Source organism: Streptomyces flavotricini, from assembly GCF_020639365.1.
Classification (GTDB): domain Bacteria; phylum Actinomycetota; class Actinomycetes; order Streptomycetales; family Streptomycetaceae; genus Streptomyces; species Streptomyces flavotricini.
Genome location: NZ_JAINUL010000001.1, coordinates 4,541,117 through 4,551,353, shown reverse-complemented (window position 1 = coordinate 4,551,353; position 10,237 = coordinate 4,541,117). Strand labels below are relative to the sequence as shown.

Annotated in this window: 13 protein-coding genes and 2 tRNA genes; 10 read left to right on the top strand and 5 right to left on the bottom strand. The window is 71.6% G+C overall.

What is annotated here, in order from left to right; all coding sequences use genetic code 11:
• The 4 genes from K7B10_RS20590 to K7B10_RS20575 all read left to right on the top strand — a co-directional run.
• Positions 1–502: DUF3566 domain-containing protein (locus K7B10_RS20590; RefSeq protein WP_229337883.1), on the top strand; the 502-nt coding region annotated here is incomplete at its 5' end.
• A gap of 94 nt (positions 503–596) precedes the next feature.
• A tRNA-Ile gene (locus K7B10_RS20585) sits at positions 597–670 on the top strand.
• A 145-nt stretch (positions 671–815) separates the two neighbouring features.
• Positions 816–950, top strand: a complete 135-nt coding sequence (locus tag K7B10_RS20580; RefSeq protein ID WP_208809277.1) for a DLW-39 family protein — start codon at positions 816–818, stop codon at positions 948–950.
• 121 nt (positions 951–1,071) lie between these two features.
• Positions 1,072–2,376 carry a hypothetical protein gene (locus K7B10_RS20575; protein WP_229337880.1) on the top strand — a complete coding sequence of 435 codons (1,305 nt, stop codon included), beginning with the start codon at positions 1,072–1,074 and terminating at the stop codon, positions 2,374–2,376.
• Positions 2,377–2,382: 6 nt separating this feature from the next.
• Here the strand turns inward: K7B10_RS20575 and K7B10_RS20570 are convergent, their stop codons facing one another.
• Entirely contained in the window at positions 2,383–3,648 is a 1,266-nt protein-coding gene (locus tag K7B10_RS20570; protein WP_229337878.1) for a serine/threonine-protein kinase, read from the bottom strand.
• Positions 3,649–3,712: 64 nt separating this feature from the next.
• Positions 3,713–4,261, bottom strand: coding sequence for a helix-turn-helix domain-containing protein (locus K7B10_RS20565; RefSeq protein WP_030857694.1), 549 nt, complete (start codon positions 4,259–4,261; stop codon positions 3,713–3,715).
• Between the two features lie 164 nt (positions 4,262–4,425).
• Here K7B10_RS20565 and K7B10_RS20560 point away from each other — a divergent pair.
• Positions 4,426–4,498: transfer RNA gene (locus K7B10_RS20560), tRNA-Ala, on the top strand.
• A 94-nt stretch (positions 4,499–4,592) separates the two neighbouring features.
• On the opposite strand, the gene K7B10_RS20555 is transcribed toward K7B10_RS20560, so the two are convergent.
• On the bottom strand, positions 4,593–5,117 hold the full coding sequence (locus K7B10_RS20555) for a GNAT family N-acetyltransferase (protein ID WP_229337876.1): 525 nt from the start codon (positions 5,115–5,117) through the stop codon (positions 4,593–4,595).
• A gap of 138 nt (positions 5,118–5,255) precedes the next feature.
• Here K7B10_RS20555 and K7B10_RS20550 point away from each other — a divergent pair, with 138 nt between their 5' ends.
• Complete coding sequence (locus K7B10_RS20550; protein WP_229337874.1) at positions 5,256–5,666, top strand: LysM peptidoglycan-binding domain-containing protein; 411 nt, start codon at positions 5,256–5,258, stop codon at positions 5,664–5,666.
• Between the two features lie 83 nt (positions 5,667–5,749).
• Here K7B10_RS20550 and K7B10_RS20545 read toward each other — a convergent pair whose 3' ends face one another.
• Complete coding sequence (locus K7B10_RS20545; RefSeq protein ID WP_229337872.1) at positions 5,750–6,433, bottom strand: DUF5324 family protein; 684 nt, start codon at positions 6,431–6,433, stop codon at positions 5,750–5,752.
• 175 nt (positions 6,434–6,608) lie between these two features.
• Between K7B10_RS20545 and K7B10_RS20540 the strand changes: the two genes are divergently transcribed.
• A complete protein-coding gene (locus K7B10_RS20540; protein ID WP_229345251.1) occupies positions 6,609–7,136 on the top strand; it encodes a peptidylprolyl isomerase in 528 nt (175 codons plus the stop codon).
• 126 nt (positions 7,137–7,262) lie between these two features.
• Complete coding sequence (locus K7B10_RS20535; RefSeq protein WP_229337870.1) at positions 7,263–8,138, top strand: rhomboid family intramembrane serine protease; 876 nt, start codon at positions 7,263–7,265, stop codon at positions 8,136–8,138.
• 141 nt (positions 8,139–8,279) lie between these two features.
• Here K7B10_RS20535 and crgA read toward each other — a convergent pair whose 3' ends face one another.
• Positions 8,280–8,534, bottom strand: a complete 255-nt coding sequence (crgA, locus tag K7B10_RS20530) for a cell division protein CrgA (RefSeq protein ID WP_030857683.1) — start codon at positions 8,532–8,534, stop codon at positions 8,280–8,282.
• A gap of 91 nt (positions 8,535–8,625) precedes the next feature.
• Between crgA and K7B10_RS20525 the strand changes: the two genes are divergently transcribed.
• Positions 8,626–9,414 carry a DUF881 domain-containing protein gene (locus K7B10_RS20525; RefSeq protein WP_229337868.1) on the top strand — a complete coding sequence of 263 codons (789 nt, stop codon included), beginning with the start codon at positions 8,626–8,628 and terminating at the stop codon, positions 9,412–9,414.
• Entirely contained in the window at positions 9,371–10,162 is a 792-nt protein-coding gene (locus K7B10_RS20520; RefSeq protein ID WP_229337866.1) for a class E sortase, read from the top strand. Before K7B10_RS20525 ends, K7B10_RS20520 begins: the two co-directional genes overlap by 44 nt.
• Positions 10,163–10,237: the final 75 nt, after the last annotated feature.

Genomic DNA, 10,237 nt, shown 5'->3' with positions numbered 1-10,237 from the left:
CGCCCGGCCGGCGGAGCAGCCGTACCACCCGCCGCAGGCGTACGCGGCGCCTGCGGCCCCGGGCGCGCCCCGGGGTGCCGGGGACGCCGGGGCGCAGCGCAAGGCGCGTACGGGGGCCCGTACGACGCCCAGGACGCGGAAGGCGCGGCTGCGGGTGGCCAAGGCCGACCCGTGGTCGGTGATGAAGGTCAGCTTCCTGCTGTCGATCGCGCTCGGCGTGTGCACGATCGTGGCGGCGTCGGTGCTGTGGATGGTCATGGACGCCATGGGCGTCTTCTCGACCGTCGGCGGCACCATCAGCGAGGCGACCGGATCGAACGAGAGCAACGGCTTCGACCTCCAGTCGTTCCTGTCGCTGCCGCGCGTTCTGATCTTCACGTCGGTGATCGCGGTCATCGACGTGGTGCTGGCGACGGCGCTGGCGACGCTGGGCGCGTTCATCTACAACTTGTCGGCGGGCTTCGTCGGCGGCGTGGAGCTCACGCTCGCCGAGGACGAATGACCGCTGATTGACCTGCGGGGACTGCCCCGGGGAACGGATTTTGGCTCGACCGTGTCTGTGCGCTAATCTTCAGGAGTCAGCGCGCAGCGCGGATGGGGCTATAGCTCAGTTGGTTAGAGCGCATCCCTGATAAGGATGAGGCCACAGGTTCAAATCCTGTTAGCCCCACAGTGAAGAAGACCCCCAGGCCCCCGGCCTGGGGGTCTTCTTCGTAGGGTCAGTTGAGGGCTTCCCAGGTCACCGAACGGTATCGGTGCGTGTGTATTGTTGGCCGTCAGAAGTCCCCAACGTCAATGAAAGACGAGGTCGCGCGGTGAAGAAGCTGCTCCTGGTCGCACTGGCCGCCATCGGCGGGCTCCTCGTGTACCGCCAGATCCAGGCGGACCGCGCCGAGCAGGACCTGTGGACGGAGGCAACTGACTCCGTGCCCTCTGGTTCCGGTGTGTGAGACCCAAAGCTGATCTCATGAAGCCCCGGCTGCCGCTGCGGCCGGGGCTTTGTGCTGTTCTGTGACAAAAAGTTACGTTATGCAAAGATTTGGCTTGCGCTAGCAAAATCAGGGTGGCGTGATGGGGCGGGTACGGACGACGGTGCTGGCGGGGGCGGCGGCCCTGGGGCTGGCCTGGGGCCTTCCCGGGGCGGTGCACGCCGCCGTGGCGCCCCCGCGGCCGGTGCCCGCGTACCGGGGAGCCGAAGGCGCCAAGAGGATCGAGGGCACGCCCGGCAGCGCGGACGCCCCGCTCGTGGCCGCCGGGCAGGTCTACGCGGACACCCTCGGTCCGGGCGAGCGCTTCTACCGGCTCACTCTCGACGACGCCTCCAGCGCGTACTTCTCCGCCGTTCTGCAGCCCCCGCACGGAGCCAAGGTCGCCTACGGCGACGGCCTCGAAGTCGAGATCATGTCCAAGGAGGGCGAGCGCTGCCCGAACAACCCCGGCCGGGCCGGCTTCGGGTACGACCCGGTCCCCCTCGGCGCGGTCGCGGTCCGGAGGCTTGAGGAGGACGCCGAATGCCAGGGCGCCGGCGTCTACTTCGCGAAGGTCACCCGCACCGCCGCCAAGGGCTCCGCCCCGGGTGAGTGGCCCGTGGAACTGCTGCTGCAGCGCGAGCCCGGCCTCACCGCCGGCAGCGCCCCCACCACCGCGCCCGGGGTGTGGCCCTCGGCCTCGCCGACGCTGCCCGGCAGCGAGCCGGTGGCGCGCAGCGGGGGCACCGGCTTCAACGACGCCCGGGCGCTGGGCAGCGGGGTCTGGCGGGACGACCTGCGGCCCGGGCAGACCCGCTTCTACCGGGTCCCGCTCGACTGGGGGCAGCAGTTGGGGCTCAGCGCCGAGCTCGCCGACGCCAGGATGACCAAGCCGTACGGCTCGGCCGCGGGCGGGCTCAGCGTCGCGCTGTACAGCCCGTACCGGGGCCTGGTCGAGGACAAGGACATCTCGTACGGCGGCAAGCAGGCGGGGCTCACCCTGCCGAAGACGGCGCCGGTGGCGTACGAGAACCGCTTCTCGGACGCCGACGCGGTACGGGGGGCCCGGCTGGCGGGCTGGTACTACATCGCGGTGACCCTGGGCGGGAAGGTCGCCGAGTTCACGCAGGACGCGAGCCCGGTGCCGCTGACGCTGCGCATGGACGTCACCGGCGGCCCGGCCAAGGGGCCGGCGTACAAGGAGAGCCTGACCGCAGCCGGGTTCGGGGTGGGCGCGGACGAGCGGGCCGCGGCCCAGGACGGGCTCACCGCCCCGGAGGCGGCGGAGGCCGCCGAGGGGCGCTCGGCGATGCGGGTGGTGGCCGCCGCGGGCTTCGGCACCGGGACCGCGCTGCTCCTCGTACTGGGTGGCTGGACGCTGCTGGCCCGGCGCGGCCGGCGCGCGTAGGGCGGCTCAGATCCGGGTCAGGGCCCAGACGCCCACCGCGAAGCACAGCAGCGCGGCGCTGAGGATCCCGGCGGTGACCTTCGCCGACGGCGGGGCGATGCCGCCGGTCCGCACGGGCTCCGGGCCGGGCGCGGTGGCGGCCTCGTGGGCGAGGGTGGTGGCGGTGGCTCCGGTCGTGCCGGGCGCACCGGAGCCCACCGGCGGCGGGAGGTGGAAGCTGCCCGTCTCCGAGGGACCGGAGACCCCGGCCGGCGGTGGGCCGAACCCCGCCGGGGCGGCCGGTACGGGGTCGGCCGCGGCCGCGTGGGCCTGCACCGGGACCCCCGCGGCCGCATGAGCCTGCACCGGGACCCCCGCCGCCGTGGGCGCCCCGGGGGTCACCGCGGCCGTGCTCTGCGGGCCCTGGGGCCCGAAGCCGGGCGGGAGCGGGCCGAGTTGGTCGAACACCTCCACCGGGTCCTCGTCCGCCGCGGGCGGCGGGAGCAGCTCCACGGCCTCGGCAAGGGCCTTGCGGGCCCCCGTGGCGGTCTTGAACCGGCTCCGGGGGTCCGGCTGGAGGAGGTTCGCGATGACGTCCCAGAGCGGCGCCGGAACGCCCTCGGGGGCGGCGGGGGTGCCGTGGGCGAAGAAGTGCTCGACCAGGGCCTGGGAATCGGGCTTGCTGCCCCGCAGGAGGTAGAGGGCGACCAGCCCGACGGCGAAGAGGTCGGCGGGGAAGTCCGGTTCGGAGCCGAGCAGTTGTTCCGGGGCGAAGTAGCCGGGCGTGCCCACCACGAGGTCGGTCGCGGTGAGGCGCGGCTCGCCCTTGCGCATCGAGATGCCGAAGTCGGACAGCCGCAGGTGCGGCCGTCCGGATCCGGTGGCCTCCATCAGGATGTTGGCCGGCTTGATGTCGCGGTGGACGACGCCTTCCGCGTGCACCGCCGCCAGCCCCGACAGGAGCTGGTCGAGCAGCGTGCACACGAAGCGCGGCGCCAGCGGGCCGTAGTCCCCGATCACGTGGGCGAGGGAGCCCCCGGCGACGAGCTCCATGGTGAACAGGACCTTGTCGTCGTCCGCCGCCCAGCTGGCCGGGGCCAGTACGTGCGGGTGGTCGATGCGCAGGGCCTGCTCGCGGACGAACCGGAGCAGGGTGTGGGCGTCGCTCTGCCGGAGGACCTTCGCGGCGACGTACCGGCGTCGCCGGTGGTCCCAGGCCCGCCACACGGCGCCCGCGCCACCGCGCCCGATCGGATCGATCAGTTCGTACCGACCGGCGAAGATCTCACCCATCGCTGCGCCCGTCCCCCGTCTCGTGCGTGCGTCCGTGCGTGCGCCCCGTGCGCGTGGTGTCGCGTCAGTTCTGGTGGGACTCGTAATGGGCGACCGCGTCGGCGGTGCGGCCCGCGCCGTAGACCCGGAGGAACTCTGCCAGTTCGGGATGGCTGGGGGCGAGGGAGTCGGCCGCGTCGATGATGTCGCCGGCCGCGGAGACCGAGCGCAGCAGCGACTGGATCTCGCGGACGACGCGCTTGACGGTGGGCGCGCCCGAACCGGTGGTCGTCTGGCCGCTGTTGCTGAGGACGGAGCCTCCCTGGGTCTTCTTGATCTCGTCCATCCGGTCGGTGGCCTCGGCCGCGCTGACGCTTCCGTCCGCCACCTGGCCCGCGAGATCCTGGAGGGCCTGGACGCGCTGCACCACGGCCGGGTTCCCGATCTTGGCCCGCTGGCCGCTCATCAGCTGGGACAGCATGGGCGCCGACAGTCCGAGGACCGCAGCGAGGCGGGCCTGGTTCAAGCCGAGGTCATCTATGAGCCGGCGGAAGAGAGCGCCCAGGGGCTCCCCGTACCAGCTGCGCTGAAGCTCTCTGGCTCTGGCCGTGGCCTCTTGCTGAACAGCGTCCACTCTCAGTACTCCCCTACTTCGCTGGTGCGAACCTCGCGAGCATCTTACGGAGCGTGGTCGCGTGGCGGGAGCCCCCATAATTTTGCGAGATGCGGGGGTACAACCGGTACTCTGTTCTGCGGAACGGCCACACCCTCACGGGAGGCGGTCGCGTCCCTCTTTTCGGGGCTTTAGCTCAGTTGGTAGAGCGCTGCCTTTGCAAGGCAGATGTCAGGAGTTCGAATCTCCTAAGCTCCACAGCGCCAGAGGCCACCTGACCAGCGGAAACGCAGGTCAGGTGGCCTCTTTGCGTGGTGCGGTGCACGGTGCGGTGCACCCCGTGGCGGCCCGGCTAGAGGTCGATCCAGTAGCGGCGCTTGGGGCCTATGAGGGTGTCGCGGACGTCCTCCAGGACGCCGCCGCCGCGCTCGATCGTGCGCACGGAGCCCGTGTTGCCGGGGTCGCACGTCAGGAGTACCCGGTCCATCCCCAGGAGCCGGGCCTCGTACAGGACCGAGCCGAGCGCCCAGCCGGCCAGCCCGCGCCGTCGCGCGGAGGGCCGGATGCCGTATCCGATGTGGCCGCCGGCGTCGAGGAGGAAGCCGTTCAGGTAGTGGCGCAGGTCGATGGCGCCCAGATAGGTGTCCCCCTCGGCGATCCACCAGTACGTGGCGTGCACGCTGCCCTGCTCGACGGGGCGGGTCCGGTCCCCGTACCCGCGCAGCCGCTCCGTCCAGGCGGCGAAGCCCGCGGGGCTGTCCACGTCGTCGTCGTAGCCGAGTCCGGCGCCGGCCATGTGGGCGTCGGGGCCCCATTCCTCGCGGGCTTCGAGCCAGGAGGCGTGCAGCCGGGAGGAGGGGAAGACGAGCTCGGGCATCCGTCGACGGTAACAGCAGGGCGGGCCGTGCCCGGGTCCCCCGGTTGGCCCTGTCACAGGGCCGGGCGGCCCCGGCTGTCCGACAGTGGGGGAAGGCACCGAGCCAGGGGGCGACACCACGCCGGAGGCGTACAGACCATGGGACTCTTCGACTTCCTCAAGTCCGACAAGAAGAAGCACGAGGCCGCGGAGAAGGCCGCGGCGGCCGCGTCCGCCGGCTACGCGGCGAAGTACACCGAAGCCGTCTCGGCCACCAAGGCCGCCGCCGAGCGCATGGCCGCGGCGTCACGGCCGAAGCCGATGCCGCACACCCCGACGCCCACGTCCGCCGCGCACAAGGCGGTTCCGGCGGCTCCGGCGCCGATGCCGATGCCGGCGGCCGAGAAGCGTACGTACACGGTGCGGTCGGGCGACTCGCTCTCCTCGATCGCCCGCCTGGAGCTGGGCAACGAGGCCCGCTGGCGCGAGCTCTACGCCATGAACCGGGGGGTCGTCGGCTCGAACCCCGAACTGCTCCACCCCGGCCAGGTGCTCACCCTCCCCAACTGACGACGCGCGAGAGGGCCCGGATCCGACGGATCCGGGCCCTCTCGTCGTCCGCGGTCGGCAACCGTCCCGCGGTCAGGGTCCGCTCACTCGTCCGCCGGGCCCGAGGAGGACTCGCGCTCCTTCGCCGCCAGCTCGTCGTCGAAGCTGGCCTGCTCGCGCTCGCGCGACAGTTCCGTGGCGGCCGGCGGCTCGACGAGCCAGTCCGGGTTCGACTGCTGGTCCCACCACCGCCACGCCATGTACGCGGCGCCGGCCACCAGGCCGACCACGGCCACGTACTTGAACGCCCGGCCGGCCCGGCACCGCCGCTCGTGGCGCTTCACCAGCCGCTGGACCTCCTTGGCCGACACCTGGCCGCGCAGCGCCGCCAGGGCCGCCGCCGACCGGGACGCGGCCTCCTCGGCCACCGGCTGGGCCGCGGCCAGAGCGCTCTCCAGCTTCGGCTGCGTGTAATCGGCCGCCTGCCGCGCCGCGCGGCGCGTTTGGTGCACGGCCATCGTCGCCGCCCGGTCCACGTTCGGGGGCACGTGCGTGCGGGCCGCTCTCATCCTCGGGTGCAGATGCTCGTCGTACGCCGTACGGGCCTGCCGGGCGGCCTCGGCGGTCACGTACGAGACCTTCGGTGCCAGCCGCTCGTTCGCCTCGGCCGCGTAGTGCGCAGCGGCTTCCCTGGCGGCCGCTGCGTACGGCGCCACCGCTTCCGCTGCGTGCCTCGCCGATTCCCTGGCGCTTTCGGCGGCCAGGTGCACGCTGTCCTTGCGGGTCACAGGATCCTCCTCCTCGGTGGCGGACACAGTTCACCTTTCCACCCTTTGTCGGATCATGCCTGCCATACCGCCGGGCGGCATGCGTGACAGGGCATACGGGTGGAGGATTTCTGTGCCGCGCAGCGCTCCGTGGGAGGATCTGGAACCGACAGTGATGACTATGGAAGGCAGATCCGTGGCCGAGAAGCTCTACGCCACCCTGAAGACGAATCACGGCGACATCGAGATCGAGCTCCTGGCGAACTTCGCTCCGAAGACGGTCAAGAACTTCGTGGAGCTGGCCACGGGCGCCCGCGAATGGACCCGTCCGACCGACGGCCAGAAGACCACCGATCCGCTGTACGACGGCACCGTCTTCCACCGCGTCATCAGCGGCTTCATGATCCAGGGCGGCGACCCGCTCGGCAACGGCACCGGCGGCCCCGGCTACCAGTTCGCCGACGAGTTCCACCCCGACCTGGCCTTCACCAAGCCGTACCTGCTCGCCATGGCCAACGCCGGGCCGGGCACCAACGGGTCCCAGTTCTTCATCACCGTCGCGCCCACCGCCTGGCTGACCCGCAAGCACACCATTTTCGGCGAGGTCACCGACAAGGCCAGCCAGAAGATCGTGGACGACATCGCGAGCCTGAAGACGAACCCGCGCACCGAGCGCCCCCTCGACGACGTGATCATCCAGTCCGTCGTCGTCGAGAAGCGCTGACCGCCCGCGCCGCCCCGGGAACCTTTCCGACCCGCCCGTCCGTCCTGCTTGCGTGGGAACCGATGGGGCCACAGCCGGACGACCGGCGGGGTGCACCGCCCGCCCCGCCGCTGATCGAGGGGACCGATGGACACCGACCGTCTGCCGGGCTGCTACCGCCACCCGGACCGCGACACGGGGATCCGCTGCACGCGCTGCGAGCGCCCCATCTGCCCCGAGTGCATGATCAGCGCCTCGGTCGGCTTCCAGTGCCCCGAATGCGTCCGTGACGGCTCCGGCACGGGGCACGCCCCGGCCGCGAGCGTGCCGCGCACCGTGGCGGGCGGAGTGGTCGCCGCCGACCCGCACCTCGTCACCAAGATCCTCATCGGGATCAACGCCGCGGTGTTCCTGGTGGGCATGCTGGCACCGGCGGTCGTCGTGCAGCTGGAGCTGCTCGGGCGGTACGTCGAATACTTCGGCGGCCCCGTCGAAGGGGTCTCCACCGGCCAGTACCACCGGCTGCTGAGCTCGGTGTTCCTGCACGTGGAGTGGTGGCACATCGGGGGCAACATGCTGGCCCTGTGGGTGATCGGCGGCCCGCTGGAGGCGGCTCTGGGCCGGGTCCGCTACCTCGCCGTGTACGTGCTGTCCGGCCTGGGCGGAAGCGCCCTCGTCTATCTGCTGACGGCGCCGAACACGCCGACCCTCGGCGCCTCCGGCGCGATCTTCGGCCTGCTCGGCGCGACCGTCGTGCTGGTGCGCCGTCTGCGCTACGAGATGCGGCCGGTGATCACCATGGTCGTGCTGATGCTGGTGCTGACCTTCGTGCCCTTCGGCGGCAGCCTGTCCGTGTCCTGGCAGGCCCACATCGGGGGCCTGGTGACCGGCCTGCTGGTCGGTCTGGGCATGGTCGGACCGGCCGCCGGCAGGACGCGCACACTGATCCAATGGGGGACCTGCGCGGCGGCGTTCCTGCTGGCAGCGGCGGTGGTCCTGGTGCGTACGGCCGAACTCACCTGATCACACCGGCGTCAACACTCCACAGAGTTATCCACAGATCTTCTGTCTTTTCCTCAGGTGTGGATGACGCTGTGGATAACTCATGGGGAGAGCTTGCCGGACCTGGTGCGCCTGTGCTTGCGGCGACTGATCAGGGGCCGGTCACTTCCACTGCGTGGACACGCCGAATCCCGCCGCGATGAAGCCGAATCCGACCACGATGTTCCAGTTGCCCAGCGCCTCGATCGGCAGCTGGGTCTCGGTCACGTAGAAGACGACGATCCACGCGAGACCGATCAGGAAGAACGCCAGCATGACCGGGGCGACCCAGCCGCGGCTCCCCAGCCTGATCTGCTGCGCCTGCTTCGCCGGCGGCGGCGTGTAGTCGTCCTTCTTGCGGATACGTGACTTCGGCACGAGGGGCTCTCCTGTCGATGCGCTGGGGACCTTGCCTGCCCCGGGCGTCCGTTAGCGTAGTGGACCTGTGGCGTTGAAGGAGAAGGGTACGTTGAGCAATTCCGACGACTCCTCCGCGGGTCCCCGTCGCCGGGCCAGGCCGGTCCGGCTGCTGACGGCCGCCGTTTTCGCCCTGGCCGGTCTCATCTTCGTCACCAGCTTCAACACCTCCAAGGGTACGAACATCCGGACGGACGCCTCGCTCCTCAAGCTCTCGGACCTCATCCACGAGCGCAGCCAGAACAACGCGCTGCTCGAACAGAGCACCGCCGCCGTCCGCGGCCGGGTGGACACCCTCGCCGAGCGCGACGACGGCAGCACCAAGGCGGAGGACGCCAAGCTGGCCGCGCTGCGGGCCGCCTCGGGCACCGAGCCGCTGACCGGCAAGGGGCTCACGGTCACCCTGAACGACGCCCCGCCGAACGCCACCGCCCGCATCCCCAACGTGCCCGAGCCGCAGCCCAACGACCTGGTGATCCACCAGCAGGACCTCCAGGCCGTCGTGAACGCCCTGTGGCAGGGCGGCGCCGAGGGCATCCAGGTCATGGACCAGCGGCTGATCTCCACCAGCGCGGTGCGCTGCGTCGGCAACACGCTGATCCTCCAGGGCCGCGTCTACTCGCCCCCGTACAAGGTGAGCGCGGTCGGGGACCCGGCCGCCCTGCGCAAGGCGCTGGCGGCCTCCCCGGCCCTGCAGAACTACCAGCTGTACGTGTCGGCCTACGGGCTGGGCTGGAAAGTGGACGAGCACAAGGAGCTGACACTCCCCGGCTACTCCGGCACAGTGGACCTCCACTATGCGAAGCCGCTGGACGCCACCTCCGCGAGCAGTACGCCGTGACGTCGTACTGCGCCTGGCGGTGCGGACGTTCAGCGAGGTGTGCCTGACGGCGGGCACGCTGATCGTGCTGTTCGTGGCGTACGTACTGCTGTGGACCGGGGTCAAGGCCGACCGGGCCATGGACGGGGAGATGGCCCGCATGCGCGACCGCTGGGCCGCGGCGCCGGCCGCCGCGCCCGCCGGCCCCGCCCCCACCCCCGCCCCCACCCCCGCCGCCCCGCAGCAGCCGACACCGCCCCCGCAGACCGGGCCGCCGGCGCAGGAGCGGCCCGGATACCCGCCCGGCCGGGCCTTCGCCGAGATGTACGTCCCGCGCTTCGGCACGGACTGGAACAAGCCGGTCCTGGAAGGCACCGCCGCCGAGGTGCTGAAGAAGGGCCTCGGCCACTACGAGGGCACCGCCCGCCTCGGCGGCACCGGGAACTTCTCGGTCGCCGGACACCGCAGGACCTACGGGGACCCCTTCAAGGACTTCCCCGAGCTGCGCCCCGGAGACGCCGTGATCCTCAAGGACGCGACGGCCTGGTACACGTACACCGTCCGCAGCGAGCCGCTGCGCACCGTGCCCACCGACATCGGGGTGGTCGACCCCGTGCCGCCCCGGTCCCCCTTCACCGGGCCCGGGCGGTACCTGACGCTCACGACCTGCGATCCGGAGTGGGGCCACAGCCACCGGCTGGTCGTCTGGGCGGAGCTGACGCAGACCCGCACGGTCGCCCAGGGGCGGCCCGAGGGTTTGCCGAGCTGACCCACCCGGCCGGGCCGCTGCCTTTAGTCTGTTCGCGTACCGCCCCCGCGGTGCGTTGGTCGATCGTGGACGGAT